This window comes from Planotetraspora thailandica (assembly GCF_016863335.1).
Taxonomy (GTDB): domain Bacteria; phylum Actinomycetota; class Actinomycetes; order Streptosporangiales; family Streptosporangiaceae; genus Planotetraspora; species Planotetraspora thailandica.
Genome location: NZ_BOOR01000010.1, coordinates 83,010 through 107,008 on the forward strand (window position 1 = coordinate 83,010; position 23,999 = coordinate 107,008).

20 protein-coding genes are annotated in these 23,999 nt (G+C 69.0%); 14 read left to right on the forward strand and 6 right to left on the reverse strand.

The genetic code is table 11. The features are described 5' to 3' along the window. Positions 1-7: 7 nt before the first annotated feature. The 4 genes from nuoH to Pth03_RS09415 are packed head-to-tail and all read right to left on the reverse strand — an operon-like array spanning position 8 to position 2,417. The gene (gene nuoH / locus Pth03_RS09400) at positions 8-961 is read right to left on the reverse strand and encodes an NADH-quinone oxidoreductase subunit NuoH (RefSeq protein ID WP_203943776.1); all 954 of its coding nucleotides are present in this window, start codon (positions 959-961) and stop codon (positions 8-10) included. Next, the gene (locus Pth03_RS09405) at positions 954-1,508 is read right to left on the reverse strand and encodes an NADH-quinone oxidoreductase subunit C (RefSeq protein ID WP_203943777.1); all 555 of its coding nucleotides are present in this window, start codon (positions 1,506-1,508) and stop codon (positions 954-956) included. Before Pth03_RS09405 ends, nuoH begins: the two co-directional genes overlap by 8 nt. Next, entirely contained in the window at positions 1,505-2,020 is a 516-nt protein-coding gene (locus Pth03_RS09410; RefSeq protein ID WP_308442342.1) for an NADH-quinone oxidoreductase subunit B, read from the reverse strand. Before Pth03_RS09410 ends, Pth03_RS09405 begins: the two co-directional genes overlap by 4 nt. A gap of 25 nt (positions 2,021-2,045) precedes the next feature. Next, on the reverse strand, positions 2,046-2,417 hold the full coding sequence (locus Pth03_RS09415; RefSeq protein ID WP_203943778.1) for an NADH-quinone oxidoreductase subunit A: 372 nt from the start codon (positions 2,415-2,417) through the stop codon (positions 2,046-2,048). 169 nt (positions 2,418-2,586) lie between these two features. Here Pth03_RS09415 and Pth03_RS42450 point away from each other — a divergent pair, with 169 nt between their 5' ends. The 5 genes from Pth03_RS42450 to Pth03_RS09435 all read left to right on the forward strand — a co-directional run bounded on the left by Pth03_RS42450 (position 2,587) and on the right by Pth03_RS09435 (position 8,302). After that, on the forward strand, positions 2,587-2,676 hold the full coding sequence (locus tag Pth03_RS42450) for a putative leader peptide (protein ID WP_373318516.1): 90 nt from the start codon (positions 2,587-2,589) through the stop codon (positions 2,674-2,676). 194 nt (positions 2,677-2,870) lie between these two features. Next, positions 2,871-4,715: a 2-oxoacid:acceptor oxidoreductase subunit alpha gene (locus tag Pth03_RS09420; RefSeq protein WP_203943779.1), complete on the forward strand. Its 1,845-nt coding sequence runs from the start codon at positions 2,871-2,873 to the stop codon at positions 4,713-4,715. Further along, positions 4,708-5,760 (forward strand): 2-oxoacid:ferredoxin oxidoreductase subunit beta, encoded by a 1,053-nt coding sequence (locus Pth03_RS09425; protein WP_239118884.1) that lies wholly within the window; start codon positions 4,708-4,710, stop codon positions 5,758-5,760. The genes Pth03_RS09420 and Pth03_RS09425 overlap by 8 nt, the downstream gene beginning before the upstream one ends. Positions 5,761-5,968: 208 nt before the next feature. Continuing rightward, a complete protein-coding gene (locus tag Pth03_RS09430; protein WP_203943780.1) occupies positions 5,969-7,477 on the forward strand; it encodes an MBL fold metallo-hydrolase in 1,509 nt (502 codons plus the stop codon). Positions 7,478-7,639: 162 nt separating this feature from the next. Next, positions 7,640-8,302 (forward strand): class I SAM-dependent methyltransferase, encoded by a 663-nt coding sequence (locus Pth03_RS09435; RefSeq protein ID WP_203943781.1) that lies wholly within the window; start codon positions 7,640-7,642, stop codon positions 8,300-8,302. A 120-nt stretch (positions 8,303-8,422) separates the two neighbouring features. Here the strand turns inward: Pth03_RS09435 and Pth03_RS09440 are convergent, their stop codons facing one another. Continuing rightward, positions 8,423-9,931, reverse strand: a complete 1,509-nt coding sequence (locus Pth03_RS09440) for a DUF4082 domain-containing protein (protein ID WP_203943782.1) — start codon at positions 9,929-9,931, stop codon at positions 8,423-8,425. Positions 9,932-10,296: 365 nt separating this feature from the next. Continuing rightward, positions 10,297-10,914: a dTDP-4-dehydrorhamnose 3,5-epimerase gene (rfbC, locus tag Pth03_RS09445; RefSeq protein ID WP_203944002.1), complete on the reverse strand. Its 618-nt coding sequence runs from the start codon at positions 10,912-10,914 to the stop codon at positions 10,297-10,299. A 227-nt stretch (positions 10,915-11,141) separates the two neighbouring features. Between rfbC and Pth03_RS09450 the strand changes: the two genes are divergently transcribed. From Pth03_RS09450 to Pth03_RS09490, 9 genes are read left to right on the forward strand one after another with little or no spacing between them, the layout of a single operon-like run. Next, a complete protein-coding gene (locus tag Pth03_RS09450) occupies positions 11,142-15,140 on the forward strand; it encodes a DUF4082 domain-containing protein (RefSeq protein WP_203943783.1) in 3,999 nt (1,332 codons plus the stop codon). A gap of 36 nt (positions 15,141-15,176) precedes the next feature. Beyond that, entirely contained in the window at positions 15,177-16,214 is a 1,038-nt protein-coding gene (locus Pth03_RS09455) for a Gfo/Idh/MocA family protein (protein ID WP_203943784.1), read from the forward strand. Continuing rightward, a complete protein-coding gene (locus Pth03_RS09460; protein ID WP_203943785.1) occupies positions 16,211-17,197 on the forward strand; it encodes an NAD-dependent epimerase/dehydratase family protein in 987 nt (328 codons plus the stop codon). Before Pth03_RS09455 ends, Pth03_RS09460 begins: the two co-directional genes overlap by 4 nt. Then, positions 17,161-18,369: a glycosyltransferase gene (locus tag Pth03_RS09465; RefSeq protein ID WP_203943786.1), complete on the forward strand. Its 1,209-nt coding sequence runs from the start codon at positions 17,161-17,163 to the stop codon at positions 18,367-18,369. The genes Pth03_RS09460 and Pth03_RS09465 overlap by 37 nt, the downstream gene beginning before the upstream one ends. Next, positions 18,366-19,505 (forward strand): DegT/DnrJ/EryC1/StrS family aminotransferase, encoded by a 1,140-nt coding sequence (locus Pth03_RS09470; protein ID WP_203943787.1) that lies wholly within the window; start codon positions 18,366-18,368, stop codon positions 19,503-19,505. The genes Pth03_RS09465 and Pth03_RS09470 overlap by 4 nt, the downstream gene beginning before the upstream one ends. Then, entirely contained in the window at positions 19,502-20,743 is a 1,242-nt protein-coding gene (locus tag Pth03_RS09475; RefSeq protein WP_203943788.1) for a glycosyltransferase family 4 protein, read from the forward strand. The genes Pth03_RS09470 and Pth03_RS09475 overlap by 4 nt, the downstream gene beginning before the upstream one ends. Then, on the forward strand, positions 20,740-22,194 hold the full coding sequence (locus Pth03_RS09480) for an oligosaccharide flippase family protein (protein ID WP_203943789.1): 1,455 nt from the start codon (positions 20,740-20,742) through the stop codon (positions 22,192-22,194). Before Pth03_RS09475 ends, Pth03_RS09480 begins: the two co-directional genes overlap by 4 nt. Further along, a complete protein-coding gene (locus Pth03_RS09485) occupies positions 22,194-22,865 on the forward strand; it encodes an acetyltransferase (protein ID WP_203943790.1) in 672 nt (223 codons plus the stop codon). The genes Pth03_RS09480 and Pth03_RS09485 overlap by 1 nt, the downstream gene beginning before the upstream one ends. After that, on the forward strand, positions 22,862-23,956 hold the full coding sequence (locus tag Pth03_RS09490; RefSeq protein WP_203943791.1) for a DegT/DnrJ/EryC1/StrS family aminotransferase: 1,095 nt from the start codon (positions 22,862-22,864) through the stop codon (positions 23,954-23,956). The genes Pth03_RS09485 and Pth03_RS09490 overlap by 4 nt, the downstream gene beginning before the upstream one ends. Positions 23,957-23,999 lie beyond the last annotated feature (43 nt).

Consider the following 23,999-nt stretch of genomic DNA (forward strand, 5'->3'; position numbering starts at 1 on the left):
ACGCCGGTCAGACCATGAGGACCTTGATCACGCCGGTGAGCGCCAGTTGAAGCAGGGCGAGCGGCACGAGGCCCACCCAGGCGAGCTTCTGGAGCTGGTCCTCACGCAGCCGGGGGAAGCTCACGCGGACCCAGATCACCACGAACGCCAGCACGAAGACCTTGATGAGCGTCCACACCGGGCCGGGAAGCAGCGGCCCCTGCCAGCCCCCGAGGAACAGCACGGTCGTCAGCGCGGACAACACCACGATGCCGGCGTATTCGGCCAGCATGAACAGGGCGAACCTGATGCCGGTGTATTCGGTCATCGGGCCCATGATGATCTCCGAGTCGGCGATCGGCATGTCGAACGGCGGCCTGCGCAGCTCGGCGAGCCCCGCGACGAAGAAGACGACCGCCCCGATCGCCTGCCACGGCAGCCACCACCACCGCCACTGCTCGGCGATGCCCTCCAGCGACAGCGTGCCCGCGGCCATCGCCACGCTGGACGCGGCCAGCACCAGCGGCAGCTCGTACGACATGAGCTGCGCGGCCGACCGGATGCCGCCGAGCACGCTGTATTTGTTGGCCGACGCCCACCCCGCCATGATCGAGCCGAGCACGCCGACGCCCATGACGGCCAGCACGAAGAACAGGCCGGCGTCGATGTCGGCGCCCACCAGCCCCGGGCCGACCGGGATCACGATCAGCACCACAAGGTACGGCACGAGCGCCACGGCGGGCGCGAGGGCGAAGACGCGGCGGTCGGCGGCGGCCGGGATCACGTCCTCTTTCTGGGCGAACTTCACGCCGTCGGCGATGAGCTGGGCCCAGCCGTGGAATCCGCCCGCGTACATCGGGCCGAGGCGCGACTGCATGTGCGCCATGGCCTTGTGCTCCATCTGCCCGACGATCAGCGGCAGCACGAGGAAGGCCGCCACGATCACGACCAGCCGTAACGCGACGTCGAGGACCTCAGCCATCACCCCCGCCTCCTCCGGCCCAGTCGGCGGGCACGCCGGGCGGCAGCATCTTGCGGCGGCTCGGTGAGCCGTGGTCGGACTCGCCCGGCTCCTTGGCGCCCGGCCAGGCCTTGGCCACGCGGGCGGCGAGCACGAAGTCCTTGCGGAGGGGGTGACCCTCAAAACCCTCGGGCAGGAGCAGCGGACGCAGGTCGGGATGCCCTTCGAAGATCACGCCGAACATCTCGAAGGTCTCCCGCTCGTGCCAGTCGGCTCCGCGGAAGACGCCGGTGACGCTCCGCAGCCGGGGGTCGGCGCGGGGCACTCGGGTGCGGACGAGCAGGTGAACCTTGGCCGCCGGGTCGAACACGTGGGCGACGACGGCGAACTCCTCCGGCGGCTCGTCGACCCCGGTGAGCCAGTCGAAGAACTCGAATCCCTCCGACCTGGCGAAGGCCAGCACGTCGGCCCAGTCTCCCGGCTCCACGTCGGCCACGACCTGGCCGAAGGAGTCGGAGATCCGGGCGCGGGAGCCGTACCGCGCCTCGATGGCGGCGCCGACGCTCACGAGGCGCCCCCGGGGAGGTAGCGGTCACCAAGCGTCTCGGCCGCGATCTTCTCCTGGAGCTTCATGATGCCGTGGAGCAGCGCCTCCGGCCGGGGCGGGCAGCCGGGCACGTAGACATCGACGGGGATGATCTGGTCGACGCCCTTGGTGACGGAGTAGGAGTCCCAGTACGGCCCGCCGGAGTTGGAGCAGGCTCCGAACGAGATGACGTATTTGGGGTCGGGCATCTGCTCGTAGAGCCGTTTGACGGCCGGGGCCATCTTGTCGGTCACCGTGCCACTGACGATCATGAGGTCGGCCTGGCGAGGACCGTTGGCGAACGGGATCACCCCGAACCTGATGAAGTCGTGCCTGCTCATCGAGGTGGCGATGAATTCGATGGCGCAGCAGGCCAGCCCGAAGTTGAAGACCCAGAGCGAGTAGCGCCGGCCCCAGTTGAGCACGAACTTCATCGGTTTGGGCGCCAGGCGGGAGACCGGGCCCACCGTGGGCATCGGGAGATCGACAGCCATGGGGCCATTCTCCTCTCCACGGCGCTCACGTCCAGGCGAGCACCCGCTTGCGCCAGGCGTAGAGGATGCCGAGGGCGATGAACGCCAGGAACGCGAACATCTCGACCAGCGTGGTCATGCCGAAGCCGGGCGCGGCGAAGACGGTCGCCCACGGGAAGAGGAAGACCGCGTCCACGGCGAACACCACATAGAGATACGTGAAGACGTAGTAGCGGATCTGGGACTGCGCCCAGCCCTCACCGACGGGGTCGACGCCGCATTCGTAGGTCATCAGCTTGTCGGGAGTCGGTCTGCTCGGCCGCAACATCCGGTTGGCGAACAGGCCCCCGGCGAAAATTCCCACACCGATGAGCAAAAGGACGACGACTGCGCCATATGAGCTGAAATATCCGGTCATCTTCGCCTCCGCCCGGCAGTGGCCGCGTTTCGATCATAACGCGTACGGCCAGGCGGAACCACTTGCCGATCACGCTGCTACCTGCGGAAACGCGATCGCGGCCGACCGAGATCGCGTTGGACGGGAGGCTGACGGGCTCACGGCGGCGGCCAGCATATAGTTAAGGATCGTGACCCGAAAAACGCTCTTCGCTCGCTTGCACATTGACCTGTGCCGGTCTGCGGCGAGCCTGTGTCGTCCGGACCGATCACGAGCGTGACGCCCCCGCCCCCGGCGGCGTCCTCCCCCGAGCGGGATCACCCGGGCCTGCCGCGAGATCGCGGCGGCCCCGACAGTCCGCACGCCAATGATTCGCACGACGGAAATAGAGCGTGGCCACGATGGATCTAGCATGGAAGTGAGAACGTGCCTCAAGGACAGACGCCTGGGCGCGTCGAGGAGGACTGAGCAGCTGTGACCAAGCAGGTGCAGCAACTCGACCGAGTGATCATCCGCTTCGCCGGCGACTCCGGAGACGGAATGCAGCTCACCGGCGACAGGTTCACGTCGGAGACGGCGCAGTTCGGAAACGACCTGTCGACCCTTCCCAACTTCCCGGCGGAGATCCGCGCCCCCGCGGGAACCCTTCCCGGAGTGTCCAGCTTCCAGCTGCACTTCGCCGACCACGACATCCTCACGCCGGGCGACGCGCCCAACGTGCTGGTGGCGATGAACCCGGCCGCGCTGAAGGCCAACCTGGGCGATCTTCCCCGCGGCGCCGACATCATCGCCAACACCGACGAGTTCACCAAGCGCAACCTGCAGAAGGTGGGCTACGCCGGCAATCCCCTCGAAGACGAGTCGCTCAGCGAGTGGCGGGTCCACGCGGTGCCGCTGACGTCGCTGACCGTGCGGGCGCTCGAAGGCTTCGAGATCTCGAAGAAGGACGCCGAGCGGGCCAAGAACATGTTCGCGCTCGGGCTGCTGTCCTGGCTGTACAACCGGCCGACCGAAGGCACGGTCAGGTTCCTCGAGACCAAGTTCGCCAAGAAGCCCGACATCGCCAAGGCGAACGTCGCGGCCTTCCAGGCGGGCTGGAACTACGGGGAGACGACCGAGTCGTTCTCCGTCTCCTACGAGGTCAAGCCGGCCAAGCTCGACCCCGGCGTCTACCGCAACATCTCGGGCAACCTGGCCCTCGCGTACGGCCTGATCGCGGCCTCGGTGCAGTCGGGCCTGCCGCTGTTCCTCGGCTCGTACCCGATCACCCCGGCCTCCGACATCCTGCACGAGCTGTCCAAGCACAAGCGGTTCGGCGTGCGGACCTTCCAGGCGGAGGACGAGATCGCGGGGGTCGGCGCCGCGCTGGGCGCGGCGTTCGGCGGCGCCCTCGGCGTGACGACGACGTCGGGCCCGGGCATCGCGCTCAAGGCCGAGACAGTCGGCCTCGCGGTCACGACCGAGCTGCCGCTGATCATCGTGGACGTGCAGCGCGCCGGCCCGTCGACCGGCATGCCGACCAAGACCGAGCAGACCGACCTGCTGATGGCCCTCTACGGCCGCAACGGCGAGTCTCCGGTGCCGGTGGTGGCTCCCTCGACCCCGTCGGACTGCTTCCACGCCGCCATCGAGGCCGCCCGGATCGCGCTGAAGTACCGCACGCCGGTCATGCTCCTGTCGGACGGCTACCTGGCCAACGGCTCGGAGCCGTGGAAGGTCCCGGACATGGAGGACCTGCCCGACATCTCGGTGGAGTTCACGGCCGAACCCAACGGCGAGGACGGCGCCTACCTGCCGTACAAGCGTGACACCGAGACCCTGGCCCGCCCCTGGGCGGTTCCGGGAACGCCGGGTCTGGAGCACCGCATCGGCGGCATCGAGAAGGCCGAAGGCACGGGCAACATCTCCTACGACCCCGACAACCACGACAAGATGGTGCGGCTGCGCCAGGCCAAGATCGACGGGATCGACGTTCCCGATCTCGTGGTGGACGACCCGGACGGCGACGCCCGCGTTCTGGTCCTCGGCTGGGGCTCCACCTATGGCCCCATCGCCGCGGCCGTGCGCCGGGTGCGCAAGACCGGGGCCAAGGTCGCCCAGACCCACCTGCGCCACCTCAACCCGCTTCCCGCCAACACCGGCGACGTGCTGCGTTCCTACGACAAGGTGCTGCTGCCGGAGATCAACCTCGGACAGCTGGCCATGCTGCTGCGCGCCCGGTTCCTGGTCGACGTGATGGGTTACAACCGGGTTCGCGGGCTCCCGTTCAAGGCCGAGGAACTGGCCGCCGTCATCCAGGACGTGATCGACAGTGAGTAGCACGGAATCGCTCAACGGCAAGGGGCTCGCACTGATCCCCAGGGCCGACGCCGCGCAGACCATGAAGGACTTCAAGTCCGACCAGGAGGTGCGCTGGTGCCCCGGCTGCGGCGACTACGCCATCCTGGCCGCGGTGCAGAGCTTCCTGCCCGAACTCGGGCTGCGCCGCGAGAACATCGTGTTCGTCTCGGGGATCGGCTGCTCGTCCCGCTTCCCCTACTACCTGAACACCTACGGGTTCCACTCGATCCACGGCCGCGCGCCGGCCATCGCGACCGGGCTGGCCACCTCCCGCCCCGACCTGTCGGTGTGGGTGATCACAGGTGACGGCGACGCGCTGTCGATCGGCGGCAACCACCTGATCCACGCGCTGCGCCGCAACGTCAACCTCAACATCCTGCTGTTCAACAACAGGATCTACGGTCTGACCAAGGGGCAGTACTCCCCCACCTCCGAGATCGGAAAGATCACCAAGTCGACGCCGATGGGGTCGCTGGACCAGCCGTTCAACCCCATCTCGCTCGCGCTCGGAGCCGAGGCCGGCTTCGTCGCGCGAACCATCGACTCCGACCGCAAGCACCTCCAGAGCGTCCTGCGCGAGGCAGCGGCGCACAGGGGGACCTCGCTCGTCGAGATCTACCAGAACTGCAACATCTTCAACGACGGCGCCTTCGACGCGCTCAAGGACCCCGCGACCCGCGACGAGATCACGCTGCGCCTGGAGCACGGGCAGCCGATCGTCTCGGCCACCAAGGCCGTGCGCCGGGCCGCCGACGGCGGCATCGAAGTGGTCGACCGGGCCGGCGTGGACGAGGCCGAGATCCTCGTGCACGACGCCCACCGGCCGGATCCGTCGCTGGCGTTCGCGTTGTCGCGGCTGGACGCCCCCGCCTTCGACCATGTGCCGATCGGGATCTTCCGCAGCGTCGACCGGCCCTCGTACGACTCGCTCATGGCCGAGCAACTGGCGACCGCGGTCGCCGAGAAGGGTGAGGGGCGGCTCGATGCGCTGCTCCGCAGCGGCGACACCTGGGAAGTCGTCTGACCGACGGCAGCCACGCCCTTCGATGGCCCCTGTGCGCGGTGAGCACAGGGGCCATCGTGCGTAAGAAAGCCGCCTTCGACGGCATTTGATCCGAGACCAGAACGGTTACGTTCGTCCGCTCTTGCCCGCTTGCCGATGGCATACTTCGAATCCGTGCCGCACGGTGATGAGCCGCGGGCCAGTGCCGATCACTGCGAGGGAGAGCTCCTTGGAGCTGTACAGCGACGGAAATCACACCGCTCTGCGCTATTTAGGACACGCCGGATTCATCGCCTCGCACCGAGGTGTCAAGCTGCTCATCGACCCTTGGTTTTTTCCGGCATTTCTCCACTCCTGGTTCCCCTATCCCAACAATCGCGATCTGCTGGACACCGTGCGCGACGAACGGTTCGACTTCCTTTACATCTCGCACGCCCATGAGGACCACTACGACGAACGCCTGCTCCGCATGCTGGACAGGTCCATCACGGTGATCGTCCCGAAGTACCGCTCGAAGATCATGGTCAAGCGGTTCTCTGCGCTCGGGTACGAGAACGTGGTCGCGCTGGGGCACAAGGAGTCCTACGAGCTCACGCTCGGTTTCACCGTGACGATGTACCTCGACACCAGTCACAAGGAGGACAGCGGGCTGCTGCTCGACCTCGACGGCTACCGCTTCCTCGATCTGAACGACTGCAACACCCCGATGTCCGAACTGCCCGGCGACGTCGACCTGCTCGCCGCCCAGTACTCGGGTGCGATGTGGTACCCCAACTGCTACGACTATCCGCCGGACGTCATGCGCAAGAAGGTGGAGACGGTCCGCGGCGATCTGCTGGACACTCTCTACCGCAAGGTGAGGATCACCGGGGCGAAGGCGTACCTGCCCTCGGCCGGCCCGGCCTGCTTCCTCGACCCCGAACTCGAGGCGTACAACGACCGCGACGCGACGATCTTCCCGCAGTGGGAGGACGTCGCCGGCCTGTTCGCCGCCGCCTGCCCCGAGGTCGGCGTGCTGCGGCTTTTCCCCGGCGACACCGTGCAGCTCGCCGACACGCCCGTGGTGGAACGCACGCCCGGCGCGCGGACGTCCGAGGACCTCGCCTCCTACCGCGAGCTCCGCCGCGACGAATGGAGCGCCTTCTACGACGAGCCGGCCGAGCCGGTGACCGCCGAAGAGATCGAGGCGTACTTCGCCAAGCTGCAGAGCTGGAACAAACGTTTCCTGAACGACTTCTCCAAGGACATCCGCCTGGTCGCCGACGGACGCATGTGGGACGTGCGCCTGGGCCGCCTGGCCGAGCGGTTCGTCATCGAGGGCGAGGAGCCGTACGACCCCGAGTACACGCTGCTGCTCTGCCCGCGGACGATGAGGGCGATCATCGAGGAGCGGACCGGCTGGGAGGAGGCCCTGCTCTCGATGCGGGTGGGCCTGCACAGGGAGCCGGACGTGTTCGACCTGACCTTCATGAGCCTCCTGCGGTACGGCAACCAGCCCGTCCAGACCATGCAGATGCTCAGGGAGCGGCAGAACACCGAGACGATCGAGCGCGACGGCCTCCGGATGCAGCGCTACTGCCCGCACGCCGGGGAGGACCTCACCCACGCGACCATCTGCGACGGCATCATCGAATGCCCGCGGCATCACTGGAAGTGGGAGGCCGACACCGGCACGTGCGTCGACGGAGGGACGTTGCCGCTCCGGGTCGAGCCGCTGGATCAGCCTGCGGTTCCATGACAAAACTGTCCGATTTCGAGCCGCTGTCGAATAATGTCACTCTGCCGCTGATCAGTTCTCCTCTGCGATAGTTTGGCCGTCGCGTTGGAACGTGCCGAGAAGCGGGAGAACAATGATCACCGGGCGTCACATCCCCTCCAGAATAATGGTCAAGGTACGCATATGAGCCGTCTCAGCGCATTGCGCAGCCGTTTCGTGGACGCACCCGATTCCCTCGGGGCCAAGGCGCGAGCACGCCGCTGGCAATGGTTCGCGCAGAGCTTCCCCGGGCTGGAAGACATGTCAGTGATCGACCTCGGTGGCACGGCGAGCGCCTGGCTCCGAGCCCCCATACGGCCTGCCCACGTGCAGATCGTCAACCTGGAGACGCCCCCTGCGGATCTGCCGCCATGGCTCAAGGCCGACGTGGCCGACGCCTGCGACCTCCCGCAGAACATCCTCGGCACCAAGTACGACCTGGTGTTCTCCAACGCGGTCATCGAGCACGTCGGAGGGCACCTGCGCCGGCAACTGTTCGCCGACGCCGTGCACCGGCTGGCCGAACGGCATTGGGTGCAGACGCCCTACCGCTACTTCCCGGTGGAGCCGCACTTCCTGTTCCCCGGGTTCCAGTACCTCCCGATCGCCGCGCGCACCGCTCTGCTCCGCCGCTGGCCGCTCGTGCACACCCCCACCTCGGACCGCGACGCGGCGCGCAACATCGTCATGGAGGTGGAGCTGCTCAGCATCACCGAGATGCGGCACTACTTCCCCACGTCCCAGATCCGCTTCGAACGGCTCGCGGGCATGGTGAAGTCAGTCATCGCCGTCAGCGCCAAAAGTTAGCCCACCTCTTCCTCCAGGGGATTTCCGCCCCCAGGCAATCGCCCATGCCGGGCGCACCATGAAGAAAGGCGCCGGGATCCCCGGCGCCTTTCTTTTCGGCGGATCGTACTCAGATCACGGTCATCCCGCGGAAACGGGGCTGCCGTTCTCCCATTTGTTGCCCGACCACACGTTGCCCGAGCCGTTGTCGTCGTAGTGAGCCACCGGGCCGAAATAACCGCCCTTGGACCACACCTTGCGGCTGAAGACGTTGTTCACGATCTTGATGTTGGAGGAGGTGCCCTTGTCGCCGCCTCCGCCGTAGACCGTGTAACCGCCACCGGCCAGGAAGTTGCCCTCGACCGTCACGTTGCGCACCACGCCGAAGTCCTGGAACAGCGCGACGGCGCCGGTCTGGTCGAGCGTGTTGATCACCGTGTTCCCGCGGATCACCAGTTTGGCCCCCGACGGCGGCCCGCTCGTGCACATGATCATGTCTGTGTGGTCGCCGGAGTAGTAGACCGGATCATGGATGTAGGAGTCCTCGATCAGGCCCTGCTCGGTCAGGATGCCGTTGCTGATGGTGTGGATGTCGACTCGCCTGACGGTCAGGTCGCCACCCTGGTTGAGGATGCCGAACTGGGTCCGCTGCTTCCCGTTCCCGTAGACCTCGGAGTCCTCCACGGTGAGGCCACGGTGACCGCTCCGCTGGATGATGCCCCAGTCCCCGGGGGCGGCGGCGACACGGGTGTTGCGAATGGTCACGTTGTCGGCGTCCACATTGATCTCACCCCGGACGTACTGGCCGTCGATGACCGTGCCGTCCTTGGTGACGGTGATCGAGCCGCGCTCGTCGAGCTTCACCCCCGAGGGAACTCCGGTGGTGGAAGCGCTCGGCCAGGAACCGCCGGGAGACGTGGGCTGCTTCGTCGGGCCGGAGGAGGCGGGTGGTTTGGGAGGCGTCGAAGGCGCCCTCCTCGTCGGCGTCGGCGAGGCGGACGGCCGGGCCGGCGGGGTGGGCGTTGGGGACGCCTGCGACCCCTGCCCGTTCTGATACCGGACTTCCCGATGCTGGAATATCACGTCGACGAAGTAACTCACCTTCGTCGGGTGCTGATGCGACGGGAAGGACGTGCGTTTGGCGACCGAGTAGACCCCCGCCTTCGCGGTCAGCGGGCCGGAGGTGATCGGCTTGGCGAAGACGCCGCGCTGGACGACGTACCCGCCGTTCCTCGTGTGGTACGACACCGTGTAGTCACGGCCCGTCCTGATGGGCACCGGCTTGGAGAACATGGCCTCCTGCCAGCCGCTTCCGGTCTCTCCGGTGAAGGTCACCTGGGCCAGGAGCTTGTGGCCGGAGTCCCACAGGCTGCCGCGATGGGTGCCCCGCTCGGACGCCGCCTTGTAGAAGCGCATGCCCGTGACCACACCGTCACGGCTCGCGGAAAAGCGCGTGCCCAGTTCCAGGGACGCCTTCTCCGACCTCTGTGAGACCTTCACCCCCGCCCCCGACCAGATGCTCGACTCCAGCGTCACCTCGGACATGACGGGCCGGGTCTTCGGGGCCGAGGTGGGCGGCGCGGTCCCCCGGTCGTCCCGGGTGAGGACCACCACCGTCGCCGTCGCCCCCAGCAAAGCGCCTGCGGTCAACAACGACACCCATCCCGGAACAGGCCATCGGGACGATCGGGCATGTCTCCTCGAGGCGGATGCCGCGTCGCGTTCCGCGCGCGGCTCATCCACCTGCCATTCCTCGCTCACTGGCATAAGCCTTCACCTCCCGGCGTGGGCGGGTGCCGGACCCCGCCCATGTTCGGCGCGAAGCCATTGTTGCGGTTGTGAAACAATGAGACAACTAGAATGGCATTTCGTTCCTCTATATCCCGATCAATCGGTATCGGTGCTGAGATTCCGGCGAACTTAATCAATGGTGAACAACGTTCGAAATCCGGGCTGATGTCCACAACCTGCCCGCGGTGATTTTCCCCCGCGCCGGCACTAGCCGGCAGGCGCCGTCATGCCAGAGCGTCGGAAATCCCGGCTTCGCGCAGTCGTCCCTGGTAATCGCGGCAGTCGTCGTACCGCGGCAGCAAACCTGTGGCCTCGGCCTCGGCCAAGGTCGGAGCCGCCGCGTCCTTGGGGGAAAGCAGCGGCTCGACATCCGCGGGCCAGACGATGCCCAGCTCCGGATCGAGCGGGTGAATCCCGTGCTCCCGAGCAGGCGCGTAGGGCTCGGAACAGAGATAGATCACCACGGCCTCGTCACTGAGGGCCATGAAGGCGTGCCCCAGTCCCTCACCGATGTACACGCCCTTGCGGGCGCGGTCGTCGAGCTCGACGGCCTCCCAGCGGCCGAACGTCGGCGAGCCGGTCCTGATGTCCACCACGACGTCCAGTACCGCGCCGCTCACACAGGTGACGTACTTCGCCTGCCCCGGCGGCACGTCGGCGAAATGCACCCCTCGGAGGACCCCCTTGCGGGAGATCGAGCAGTTGGCCTGCGCGAGCCGCATAGGATGCCCGGCCGCATCGATCAGGCGGTCCTCCCGGTACCATTCCAGGAACGATCCTCTTTCGTCGCCATGAATGGCGGGTGTGAACACGTAAGCGCCTGAGATACTCAAAGGATTCACGGACAAAGCGTCCCACAATCACACACCTGCCGCCCGGGCGCACGGCTGACTCTCCACAGCCCCTGCTTTCCTCGGCCCATCGGGTAAACCGATCGCCCCCGACCGACGTCCTTGGGATTGGTTCCACGCTCTGCGTGCCACCTTGGGCATCAGTCGACATCAACCCCCCACGTTGGAGCGTCATGATCTTACCCAGAGCCTTACGCTCGCCTAAATACGCCGTCACCATGGTGATGGTCAGTCTGGCGGCCATGCTGTCAGTGCCCAGCACTCCCGCAGCGGCCGCCGGCCCCTGCGGTGCGGGGGGCAACCCGATCGCCTGTGAAAACGATCAGGACGGCAGCCCGCCCTCGGAGTGGGAGACCAACCCCCACGGCACGGTCGAGGGATACGGCGACCAGATGAGCGTCAACGTCGGCCAGACGATCAACTTCAAGATCCGCTCGTCGGCGCTCAACCTGCAGGTCGACATCTACCGCATGGGGTACTACCGCGGGGCCGGCGCCCGGAAGATCACCTCCGTCCCCGCCACCACCTCGGTGTCGCGCAACCAGCCGACGTGCCCGACGAACGCCACGACCGGCGAGACGGAATGCTCCTGGGGGACCGTCGCCAACTGGCCCGTTCCCAGCACGGCCGTGTCCGGCATCTACTTCGCGCACGTCATCCGCACCGACACGCAGGACGACGCGCACATCATGTTCGTGGTCCGCAACGACGCCAGCACCTCCGACCTGCTGTTCCGCACCTCCGACAGCACGTGGCAGGCGTACAACTCGTGGGGCGACATCCAAGCCACCGAGGACAACCCGAACAAGCAGCTCAACAGCCTGTATCGGGGCGACAGCGTCGCCGCGGCGGGACGTGCGGTCAAGCTGAGCTACAACCGGCCGTTCAACACCCGCGAGGCGACCCCCTGGGGCCGTGACTTCGTCTTCGCCAACGAGTACCCGATGGTGCGCTGGCTGGAGGCAAACGGCTACAACGTGACGTACGAGGCCTCGATGGACGCGGCGCGGGCGCCGTCCTTGCTGCGCAACCACAAGACGGTGATGTCGGTCGGCCACGACGAGTACTGGTCGGCCGAGGAGCGCACCGCCTTCGAGAACGCCCGCGACAACGGCGTCAACCTCGCATTCTTCAGCGGCAACGAGGTCTACTGGAAGACGCGGTGGGAGGATAACTACCGCACGCTGGTCTCCTACAAGGAGACCCACGCCAACGCCAAGATCGACCCGATGGCCAACGTGTGGACGGGCACCTGGCGTGACCCGCGCTTCAGCCCGCCCGCCGACGGCGGCCGGCCGGAGAACGCCCTCACCGGCACCTTCTTCAACGTCAACTGCACGGACTCCTCGGCCGGCTGCCCCGCCATCCCGCTGACGGTCCCCGTCGCCGACGGCAAGATGCGTTTCTGGCGCGGCACCCAGGTCAGCCAGCAGAACACCGGATCGATCAGCATCCCCGGCATCGTCGGATACGAATGGGACGAGGACGTCGACAACGGCTCCCGCCCGGCCGGCCTGGTCCCGATGTCCACGACGACGGCGACGGCGGACCAGGTGATGGTCGACTACGGCACCAACGTCGGCCAGCGAAGCGCGACCCACCGGCTGACCCTCTACCGCGCCCCGAGCGGAGCCCTGGTGTTCGGCGCGGGAACGGTGCAGTGGACCTGGGGCCTGGACGGCGAGCACGACAGCTACGACGACACCGACTACAGCAACCAGAACATCAAGCAGGCGACGGTCAACCTGTTCGCCGACATGGGCGTGCAGCCCACGACGCTGCAGTCCGGGCTGAACACCGCGACCAAGTCCACCGACACCACGGCCCCGACGGCGACGATCAGCGCTCCCGCCACCGGCGCCACCCTGAACAACGGCTCGACGGTCACCGTCAGCGGCACCGCCGCCGACGTCGGCGGCCAGGTCGGCGCCGTCGAGGTCTCCACCGACGGCGGCACCACCTGGCACCCGGCCACCGGCCGTACCAGCTGGACCTACTCGTGGAAGGTCGGCGGCATGGGCGCGACCTCCATCAAGGTGCGGGCGGCCGACGACAGCGGCAACATCGGCACGGCGACGACCAGGAACGTCACGGTGCAGTGCCCGTGCAGCCTGTTCAACCCCTCCACCGTCCCCGCCACCCCGTCCACCGACGACAGCTCCCCGATCGAGGCCGGCGTGCGCTTCCGCTCCTCGACGAGCGGCTACGTGACGGGCGTGAAGTTCTACAAGGGCACCGGCAACACCGGCACCCACACCGGCACGCTGTGGACGGCCGACGGGACCGCCCTCGCCACCGGCACGTTCGCGGGCGAGACCAGCACCGGCTGGCAGACGCTGAACTTCAACTCCCCGGTCCGCATCAACGCGAACACCGACTACGTCGCGTCCTACTACGCCCCGAACGGCCACTACGCCGGGGACGCGGACTTCTTCCGGTACAAGCCCACGGTCAACGCTCCGCTGACCGCGCCGATGGCCACGGAGACCCAGGGCAACGGCCTCTACCGCCTGGGCGCCGGCTTCCCGACGGAGACCTACAACGGCAGCAACTACTGGGTCGACGTCGTCTTCTCGGTCAACGACGTCTACCCGCCGGCCGTCACCTCCGCCGCCCCCGTGGCCGGCTCCTCCAGCGTGCCGACCACGGTCAAGCCGTCGGTGACCTTCGGTGAGCCGATCATGGCCGGAACGGGTGTCGTCACCGTGAAGGACTCCACCGGCGCCGCTGTGGCGGGCTCGGCGTCCCTGAGCACGGATCGCACCTCGCTCACCTTCACGCCGACGGCGTCGCTGGCGCCAGGCGAGCCGTTCACGGTCTCGGTCTCCGGGACCAAGGACGACGCCGGCAACGTCATGGCGCAGCCGTACACCTACACGTTCACCACGGCGAAGGCGTCCACGCCGGGCGTGTGCCCGTGCAGCCTGTGGCCGGACGGAACCGTCCCCACGGTGCCAAGCGCCGACGACTCCGGTTCCGTGGAAGTGGGCGTGAAGTTCCAGGCAAGCGCGGACGGCTACATCAACGGCATCCGCTTCTACAAGGGCCCCGGCAACACGGGGACGCACACCGGCACGCTGTGGTCGTCCTCCGGCCAGGAGCTCGCCACGGGGACCTTCGGCAACGAGTCGACCCTGGGCTGGCAGGAGATGCGGTTCTCCACTCCGGTGCCGGTCAGCAAGAACACCACCTACGTGGCGTCGTACCACGCGCCGAACGGCCACTACGGATCCACCCCGCAGGGCCTCGCCTCGGCCGTGACGGCCTCCCCGCTGACCGCCCTGGCCAGCGGCACGAGCGGTGGCAACGGCGTGTACGCCTACGGCACCACCCGGGTGTTCCCGACCAACGCGTGGAACGCGACCAACTACTGGGTGGACGTGGTCTACACGAAGGCGGCCGACACCGCTGCGCCGTACATCACGGGCAAGTCGCCCGACCACGGCAGCACCGGCGTCATCACCGGCTCCGCGATCAGCGCGACGTTCAGCGAGCCGATCCAGGACGGCACCGCGACGGTCACCGTGAAGAACCAGGCGAACGCCACGGTGGCGGGCACCGTGACGCTCAACCAGGCCCGTACGCTGCTGACGTTCACGCCGAACGCCGCACTGGCGCAGAGCACCACCTACACGGTCTCGGTCAGCGGCGCCAAGGACGACAGCGGCAACACCATGACCGCGACCTCGTGGTCGTTCACGACCGGCGGAGCCGCGAGTTGCCCCTGCTCGATCTGGTCGAGCAGCTCGGTCCCGGACAACCCCTCCAACAACGACTCCAGCGCGGTCGAGGTCGGGGTGAAGTTCTCCGCCGACATGGACGGCACGATCACCGGGATCCGCTTCTACAAGGGCACGGGCAACGCCGGAACCCACATCGGCAACCTGTGGAGCTCCACGGGCACCCTGCTGGCCACCGGCACCTTCTCCAATGAGTCGGCCACCGGCTGGCAGACGCTGACGTTCGCCACGCCGGTCAGCATCACCGCCGGCCAGATGTACGTGGCCTCCTACTTCGCGCCGAACGGCCACTACGCGGGCGACACCGGCTACTTCAACGCCGGGTCCTACGACAACTCGCCGCTGACCGCCCTGGCCAACGGCGGCGCCGGGGGCAGCAACGGGGTCTACCGGTACGGCTCGTCGTCCGGCTTCCCGACCAACACCTACAACGGCGACAACTACTGGGTGGACGTGCTGTTCTCCCCGGCAGGCTGACAACTCACCCCTCTGATCACCACGAAAGGAACCCACGTGACGTCGATCGGCCTTGCCGTCATCGGTGCGGGTTACTGGGGCCCTAACCTCGTGCGCAACGCGATGGCCACTCCGGAGCTGCGTCTGGAATGGCTCTGCGACCTCGATGAGGACAGGGCGAAGGCGGTGCTCGGCCGTTACACGACGGTGAGGCCGACGACGTCGGTGGAGCAGGTGCTGGCGGATCCGGCGGTGGACGCGGTCGCCATCGCCACTCCCGCCCGCACCCACTTCGACCTCGTCCAGGCGGCACTCAACGCGGGCAAGCACGTGCTGGTGGAGAAGCCGCTCACTCCGACGTACGCGGAGGGCGCCAAGCTCGTCGCGCTCGCGGAGGAGAAGGACCGCGTGCTCATGCTCGACCACACCTTCTGCTACACGCCGGTGGTACGCCGGATCAGGGACCTGATCGCCTCCGGCGAGCTGGGCGACGTGCAGTTCGTCGACTCGGTCCGCATCAACCTCGGTCTGATCCAGCCGGACGTCGACGTGCTGTGGGACCTCGCGCCGCACGACCTGTCGATCCTCGACTTCGTGCTGCCCGAGGGCGTCAGCCCGCTCGCGGTGGCCGCGCACAGCTCCGACCCGATCGGAGCCGGACGGCCGTGCCTGGCCTACCTGACCCTCTGGCTGTCGTCAGGGGCCATCGCGCACGTCCACGTCAATTGGCTCAGCCCTACGAAGATCCGTACGACCGTGATCGGCGGTTCGCGCCGCACGATCGTGTGGGACGACGTCAACCCGGCCCAGCGCCTCGCGGTGTACGACCGGGGGGTCGACCTGTCGACCGCGGGTGCGGACGAACGCCGCGCGGCGCTCATCTCCTATCGAACCGGTGACGTCGTCGTACCCGCACTTCCCGAACGAGAAGCCCTGCGCGGCGTGATGAGCGAGTTCGCGGCGTCGATCAAGGAGCGACGGGCGCCGCTCACCGACGGCAGGTCGGGCCTCCGGGTGCTCGCACTCCTGGAAGCCGCGGGGCAAAGCATCCAAAATGACGGACAACGAATCGACCTTGGGGGCCCCATCCGATGATTAAAGACAGCCGCTGCCTGGTGACCGGAGGCGCGGGCACGATCGGCTCCACCATCGTGGACCAACTGCTCGCCGCGGGCGCCGGAGAGGTGGTCGTGCTCGACAACTTCGTCCGGGGCCGCCGGGCCAACCTCGCCGCCGCGGAGGCCGCAGCCTCCGGCTCGGCCCGCCTGCGCGTCGTCGAGGGCGACATCCGCGACACCGCGCTCGTGCGCTCGCTCATGCAGGGCATGGACCTGGTGTTCCACCAGGCCGCCATCCGCATCACGCAGTGTGTCGAAGAGCCGCGTCTGGCCATGGAGGTGCTGGTCGACGGCACCTACGAGGTCGTGGAAGCGGCGGCCGACGCCGGGGTGCGCAAGTTCGTCACGGCGTCCACCGCGTCCGTGTACGGCCTGGCGACCACGTTCCCGACGCGCGAGGACCACCACCCCTACGGCAACGACACCCTGTACGGCGCCGCCAAGGCGTTCAACGAGGGCCTGCTGCGCAGTTTCCACGCCATGCGGGGCCTCGACTACGTGGCCCTGCGCTACTTCAACGTGTACGGCCCCCGGATGGACATCCACGGCGTGTACACCGAGGTGCTGATCCGCTGGATGGAACGGATCGACGCCGGCACGCCGCCGCTGATCCTGGGCGACGGCCTGCAGACCATGGACTTCGTCTACACCGAGGACATCGCGCGCGCCAACCTGCTGGCGGCGGCCGGCGACGCCACCGACGAGGTCTTCAACATCGCCAGCGGCACGGAGACGAGCCTGGTCGGCCTGGCCGAGGCCCTGATGTCGGTCATGGGCGCCTCCGACCTCGGCATCGAGTACGGCCCGGCGCGCGCGGCCACGAACGTGACCCGGCGTCTGGCCGACGTGAGCGCCGCCGCCGAGAGGCTCGACTGGAAGGCGGAGGTCGACCTCGAGGAGGGCCTGCGCCGCCTGGTGGCGTGGTGGCGCGCCGAGAAGGACGCCGCGAGGGATCGGTGAACGGGCTGCTCGTCTACGCGGGGGGCACCGCCTACGACGGGGTCAGGGGCACCGACCAGCAGGTGACGGACCGGCTCAGCGAACTGACGGACGTCCTGTACGTCGACCCGCCGCGGTCGATGCTCAGGCGGGCGCCCGGCGACCGATGGGGCGCCGGGCTCACCCCCGTCCGGGACGGACTGTGGCGGCTCACCCCCGTCGCTCCCCCCGGTGGTTACCGGCCGGGTGCGGACCGGGTCACCGCGGCGCTCGCCCGCCGGGCCGTCCGGCGGGCGGCACGGCGGCTCGGGCGCCAGGTCACCTCGGTGATCGCCTCAGGCAGCCTCGACGTCCTGGGGGCCGTACCGGGGGCACGCACACTCCGTTACGTGACCGACGACCTGACCGCCGGTGCGTCGCTCATCGGCATGGCTCCCGGGCAGCTCGCCCGGACCGAGTCCCGCATGGTGAGGCGGGCCGACCGGCTCGCGGTCGTCTCGCCGGACCTGGTGGAACGGGCCCGCTCGATGGGACGCGAGGCCACGCTGGTGCCCAATGGTTGCGACAGCGGCGCCTACCTCGGCGTGGACACCGCACCGTGGCCGGAGGATCTGCCCGCAGAACTCGCGGACGCCCCGGTGGCAGGCTTCGTCGGCCACATCAACGGGCGGATCGACATCGCCCTGCTGGAGGCCGTCGCCGACGCCGGGCACCCGCTGGTACTGGTCGGCCCGCGGGCGCCGCGCTATGAGCCGGAGCGTTTCCCCGCGCTTGTGAGCCGTCCAGGCGTGCACTGGGTGGGCGCCAAGCCCTACGACGCCCTGCCGTCCTACCTGCGGGTGATCGACACAGGACTGACGCCGTACACGGACAGCGCCTTCAACCGGGCGAGCTTCCCCCTGAAGACGCTGGAGTACCTCGCGGCCGGGCGAGGGGTGGTCTCCACGGACCTGCCGGCGACCCGCTGGCTGGACGCCGGAGACCTGGTCCGTACGGTTGCCGCCGGGGAGGGCCCGCGGGCGTTCGCCGAGGCCGTGCGGACCGAACTGGCGACGGCGCGGACCACCACGCTGGTGGGCCGCCGCCGGGCGCTCGCAACACTTCATGATTGGAGCGAGCGGGTCCGCATGATCGCGGACCTGCTCGACATCGACATGGCGTCACAGACGTCGAAGGAGGTGGCCGGGCGATGATCCCGGTGATGCGGCCGTGGCTCGGACCCGAAGAGCAGGCGGCGGTGGCCGAGGTGATCTCTTCGGGCTGGGTCGCCCAGGGGCCTCGTGTGGCCGAGTTCGAACGCGGCTTCGCCGACCGGGTCCAGGCGGGGCACGGCGTGGCCGTCTCCTCCTGCACGACGGCGCTGCACCTGTCCCTGGTGGTGGCGGGGATCGGCCCGGGCGACGAGGTCGTGGTGCCGTCGTTGTCGTTCATCGCCACGGCCAACGTGGTGCGGCACGCGGGCGCCGACCCGGTGTTCGCCGACATCGACCCGGCGACCGGCAACCTGACCGCCAAGACCATCGAGGCCGTCCTGTCCCCGCGTACCCGCGCGGTCATCCTCGTCCACCAGGCGGGGGTGCCCGCCGACGTCGACGAGGTCCGCACGGCGCACCCCGGCCTGACGATCGTCGAGGACGCCGCGTGCGCCGCTGGATCGTTCTACAAGGACCGCCCGGTGGGCGCCGACTCCCCGCTCGCCGCCTGGTCGTTCCACCCGCGCAAGCTCCTCACCACGGGCGAGGGCGGCATGATCACCCTGGCGGACGCCGAGATGGCGGCACGCGCACGCCGGCTGCGGGAGCACGGCATGAGCGTCAGCGCCGCGGACCGGCACGCCGGGGGCATCACCACTCCCGAGCAGTACCTCGAGGTGGGATTCAACTACCGGATGACCGACCTCCAGGCGGCGGTGGGGCTGGTCCAGCTGGGCCGGCTGGACGAACTGGTGGAGCGCAGACGCGCCCTCGCGAGCCGTTACCACGCGCTGCTGGGGGACATCCCGGGGTTGCGCATGGTCGCCGATCCCGATCACGGCCGGACGAACTACCAGTCCTTCTGGGTGGCGCTGCCGGACGACTTCCCGCTGGGCCGCGACGAGCTGATGGCGTTCCTCTCCGAGCACGGCGTGTCCGCGCGGCGCGGGATCATGGCCGCCCACCTGGAGCCGGCCTACGCGGACATGTCCGACGCCGAGCTTCCCGCCACCGAGTGGCTGACCGCCAACTCGCTCATCCTGCCGCTGTTCCACACCATGACCGAGGCCGAGCAGGACCATGTGTCCGAGGTGATGCACGCCGCCGCGGCCGGAAGACCGGTGCGCACCCGATGACACGTCGCATCCTCGTCTACCCCCACTCGATGGAGGTGGGCGGCAGCCAGCTCAACGCCGTCGAACTGGCGGCGGCCGTACAGAGACTCGGCCACGAGGTGCTCGTGGCCAGCGAGCCGGGACCTCTCGTCGACACCGTCAAAGCGTTGGGGCTCGAACACCACGAGCTGGACCTCAACCGGCGGCGGCCGTCGCGGAGCACGATCCGCCTGCTGCACTCCCTCGTGGAGTCGCGGGGGCTCGACGTGGTGCACGGCTACGAGTGGCCGCCCGGTGTGGAGGCGTTCTACACGGCGCTGCGCGGGTCCGGCGCGCCGGGGGCCGGGCGGCCGGTCGCCGCCGTGTGCACCGTCATGTCGCTGGTGGTCGCGCCGTTCCTGCCGCCGTCCCTGGCCATGGTGGTCGGCACGAAGGAGATCCAGCAACGCAACCTCTCCCGGTTCCGCAGGATCCATCTGATCGAGCCGCCCGTGGACGTCGTGGCCAACGCGCCGGACCATCCCGTCGGCGAGTTCCGGGACAAGTACGGCCTGACGCCCGGGCCTCTGGACATCGTGGTGGTCTGCCGGCTGGTGCCCGAGCTGAAGCTGGAAGGCATCCTCACCGCGATCGACTCGGTGGGCAGGCTCGCGGCCGAACTCGACCTGCGGCTGACGATCGTGGGCGACGGCACCGCCCGCGCGCAGGTCGAGGAGCACGCCGCAGCAGCCAACGCCGCGGCGGGCCGTCGCGTGGTGGTGCTCACCGGCGAGCTCGCCGACCCGCGCCCCGCCTACGCCGCCGCGACGGTCTGCCTCGGCATGGGCGGCTCGGCCCTGCGCTCCCTGGCGTTCGCCAAACCGCTGATCGTCCAGGGTGAGCACGGTTTCTTCGAGCTGCTCACCCCCGACAGCGAGCCGTTCTTCCTCGCCCAGGGCTGGTACGGCCTGGGCGACGGCCGGGAGGAGGGCCCGGCCAGGTTCGAGGCGGCCGTCCGCAGGTTGTACGGCGACGCGGAGCTCCGCCGCACACTGGGCGAGCACGGCCGGAACCTGGTAGTGGAGCGTTTCAGCCTGGAAAGCGCCGCTCGAGTCCAGCTGGACATCTACGAGCAGGCGCTCACCGAGCCGCCGTCGGCCGGGGACTCGTTCGGCGTCGCCCAGGGTGTGGCCGCCTACAAACTGCGCCGCCGTTACCAGCGGTTGCGCGGCACGCACTCGCGCGACGATTTCAACGCGGTCGCCAAGGAGCGCGGGTGACCGAATCCCCGCCCACGTCCACGGAGCCGGGCGACCCCTCACTCAAAGCACGCGCCGGCAGAGCCGTGGGCTGGAGCGTGCTCAGCACCATCAGCGCCCGGTTCGGCACGATGGCCATCGGCATCGTGCTGGCCCGGGTGCTCGGGCCGCTCGAGTTCGGCACCTACGCGGTAGCCCTCGTGGCGTTGCTGGCCATGCTCAGCATGAACGAGCTCGGGGTCAGCCTCGCGGTGGTCCGCTGGCCCGACGACCCCCGGAAGATCATCCCCACGGTCACCACGATGGCGACGGTGTCGAGCCTGGTCGTCTGCGGCCTCGTGATGATCGCCGCACCGGCGTTCGCCGACGCCATGGGCAACCCCGCGGCGACAGGCCCGGTGCGGGTGCTCGGGCTGAGCGTGCTGATCAACGGCGTCGTCTCCACCTCGGCGGCGCTCATGCAGCGGGAGTTCATGCAGGGCCGCAAGGCCATCGTGGACCAGGTCGACAATTGGACCGGCGCGGTGGTGTCCCTCAGCCTCGCGCTGCTCGGTCTGGGAGCCATGAGTCTGGCCGTGGGGCGCCTGTGCGGATCCCTGGCCGGGGGCTCGCTCTGCGTGGTGTTCGCCCCCCACCGGCTGCGCTTCGGGTTCGACCGCGAGGTCGCCCGGCGGCTGCTGCGCTTCGGCATCCCGCTGGCCGGCTCGTCGCTTGTGGTCTTCGCCGCGGGCTACGTCGACCAGATCCTGGTCGGCCATCTGCTCGGCGCGGTCGCTCTCGGCTTCTACGGGATCGCGTTCAACCTGTCCGGCTGGCCGATCACCGTGTTCTCCCAGCCGGTGCGGGCGGTGGCCCCGGCCGCTTTCGCCCGTCTCCAGCACGACCGGCCCGCGTTGAACCGCGCCTTCCTCACCACGGCGGGCCTGCTGGTCGGGCTCACCGCGCCGGTGTGCCTGCTCCTCAGCGGGAGCGCGCCCGCGCTGATCCGGTTCGTGTACGGCCCGCAGTGGGAGCCCGCCGCCGAGGTGCTCGTATGGCTCGGCGTCTTCGCGAGCCTGCGCATCCTGTCAGAGCTGATGTACGACTACCTGGTGGTGCTGGAACGCTCTCGGGCGGTCTTCGGCATCCAGGTGCTGTGGCTGTGCGCGGCGGCGCCGGCCGTGTACACGGGCATCCAGATCGGCGGGTTGACGGGGGCTCCCATCGCGCTCGTCGCGGTGTCGGCCGCCGTGGTCATCCCCGCCTACATCGTTCAGGTCGCCCGCACCGGCGTCGCCACCGTGAATCTGCTCGGCAGGTTCCTGCCGGGTGTGCTCACCGCCCTCGCGGTGTTCGCGGCCAGCACGCTGGCCGTACGCATGATCTCCGTCGACCTCCTCGCGCTGGCCGCCGCGGGCGCGGTGGGCGTCGGAGCGGTGGCGCTGTACGGCTACCGCAACCGGAACGTCCTGCGCAGCGTGAGGGAGGCGTGATGACCCCGCTACTCATCGTCGGGGCGGGCGGCTTCGCCCGGGAGACCGCACAACTCGTCCATGCCGTCAACGACGTGTCCCCCACATGGGAACTGCTCGGGCATCTCGACGACGACCCCGCCAAGCACGGCACCGCGGTCGACGGCGTACCCGTCCTCGCGGGCGTCGACGAGGCGGCCGCGTGGGACGACGCGATGATCGTGGTCTGCACGGGAAGCCCGCGCGACTACGCCAGCCGGGCGCGCATCGTCGCGCGGCTCGGCCTGCCTCCGGAGCGGTACGCGACCCTCGTCCACCCCGGCGCGCACGTGTCCCGCACCTCGTCGATCGGACGGGGATCGGTGGTGATGGCGCAGACAGTGCTGACCGCCGCGGTCTCCGTCGGCGCGCACGTCACCGTCATGCCTCATGTCACGCTCACCCATGACGACGTGGTCGGGGACTTCGCCACGCTGGCGGCCGGCGTGCGGCTGGCAGGCGGCGTGCTCGTCGAGCCGGGCGCCTATCTCGGTTCCGGCGCCCTCGTACGGGAGACCCGCACGATCGGTTCCTACGCCCTCGTCGGCATGGGCTCCGTCGTCACCCACGACGTGCCATCCGAAGAGGTGTGGGCGGGAGTTCCCGCCCGTTTCATCCGCCCAGCAACAGTCATCCACGGAGCACAGACTTGATTCCCTTTGTCGATCTGCGGGCCGCCCACGCGGAGGTGGCCGATGAGATCCTCCAGGGCTTCGACCGGGTCCTGCGGGACACGGCGTTCGTCCAGGGGCCCGATGTCGCGGCCTTCGAGGAGGAGTTCGCCCAGTTCTCCGGGGTGCCGCACTGCGTCGGGGTGGGCAACGGCACCGACGCCATCGAGCTCGCCCTGCGCGCCGCGGGCGTCCCCGCGGGCAGCGAGGTTGTCCTTCCCGCCAACACGTTCGTGGCGACGGCCGAGGCCGTGGTCCGGGCCGGTCTGCGGCCGGTGCTCGCCGACTGTGACGACCACCTGCTGCTCGATCCGGCGGCGGCCGCCGCGGCCGTCGGCCCGGACACCTCCGCGGTCATCCCCGTGCACCTCTACGGCCAGCAGGCCGCGATGGGGGCGCTCTACGAGCTCGCCGAGCGCCGGGGCCTGGTCGTGATGGAGGACGCCGCGCAGTCCCAGGGCTCCGCCCAGGAGGGCCGGCCGCCGGTCGGCCTGGCCTCGACGAGTTTCTACCCGGGCAAGAACATCGGCGCGTACGGCGAGGCGGGAGCCGTGCTCACCGGCTCGGCGGAGCTGGCACGCGCCGTACGGCTGCTCAGCAGCCACGGCAGCGAGGTGAAGTACCGGCACGAGACGCTGGGCTTCAACTCGAGGCTGGACACCCTGCAGGCGGTCGTGCTGCGGGCCAAGCTGAAGCGCCTGGCCGACTGGAACGAGGCGCGCCGTGCGGCGGCCGACCGGTACGGAAAGCTGCTGTCCGGGATCGCCGGGGTGCGGCTGCCGGCCACCGCGCCGGGCAACCTGCACGTGTGGCACCTCTACGTCATCCGGGTGCCCGAGCGGGACAAGGTCCTCGCAGGGCTCCAGGAGGCCGGGGTCCAGGCGCAGATCCACTATCCGGTACCGGTCCACCTCCAGCCCGCCTTCCGCGACCTCGGCCATGGTCCCGGTGACTTCCCTGTGGCGGAGGCGGCCGCCGGAGAGATCCTCTCGCTTCCGATGCACCCCCACCTGACCGCCGGCCAGCAGGAGCAGGTCGCGGAAACCCTCGATGAGGTGCTCCGCCGGCTCTGACAGCCGAGCACGGGGAGCCAAGCACGGGGACCGGGCCACCGGA

Bases quoted from the DNA above. Each gene is read 5' to 3' on its own strand.
- Pth03_RS09435 (WP_203943781.1), top strand. From the start codon at position 7,640: ATGAGCCGTCTCAGCGCATTGCGCAGCCGTTTCGTGGACGCACCCGAT.
- Pth03_RS09460 (WP_203943785.1), top strand. From the start codon at position 16,211: ATGATTAAAGACAGCCGCTGCCTGGTGACCGGAGGCGCGGGCACGATC.
- Pth03_RS09415 (WP_203943778.1), bottom strand. From the start codon at position 2,417: ATGACCGGATATTTCAGCTCATATGGCGCAGTCGTCGTCCTTTTGCTC.
- nuoH (WP_203943776.1), bottom strand. From the start codon at position 961: ATGGCTGAGGTCCTCGACGTCGCGTTACGGCTGGTCGTGATCGTGGCG.
- Pth03_RS09485 (WP_203943790.1), top strand. From the start codon at position 22,194: ATGACCCCGCTACTCATCGTCGGGGCGGGCGGCTTCGCCCGGGAGACC.
- Pth03_RS09470 (WP_203943787.1), top strand. From the start codon at position 18,366: ATGATCCCGGTGATGCGGCCGTGGCTCGGACCCGAAGAGCAGGCGGCG.
- Pth03_RS09410 (WP_308442342.1), bottom strand. From the start codon at position 2,020: ATGGCTGTCGATCTCCCGATGCCCACGGTGGGCCCGGTCTCCCGCCTG.
- Pth03_RS09450 (WP_203943783.1), top strand. From the start codon at position 11,142: ATGGTGATGGTCAGTCTGGCGGCCATGCTGTCAGTGCCCAGCACTCCC.
- Pth03_RS09475 (WP_203943788.1), top strand. From the start codon at position 19,502: ATGACACGTCGCATCCTCGTCTACCCCCACTCGATGGAGGTGGGCGGC.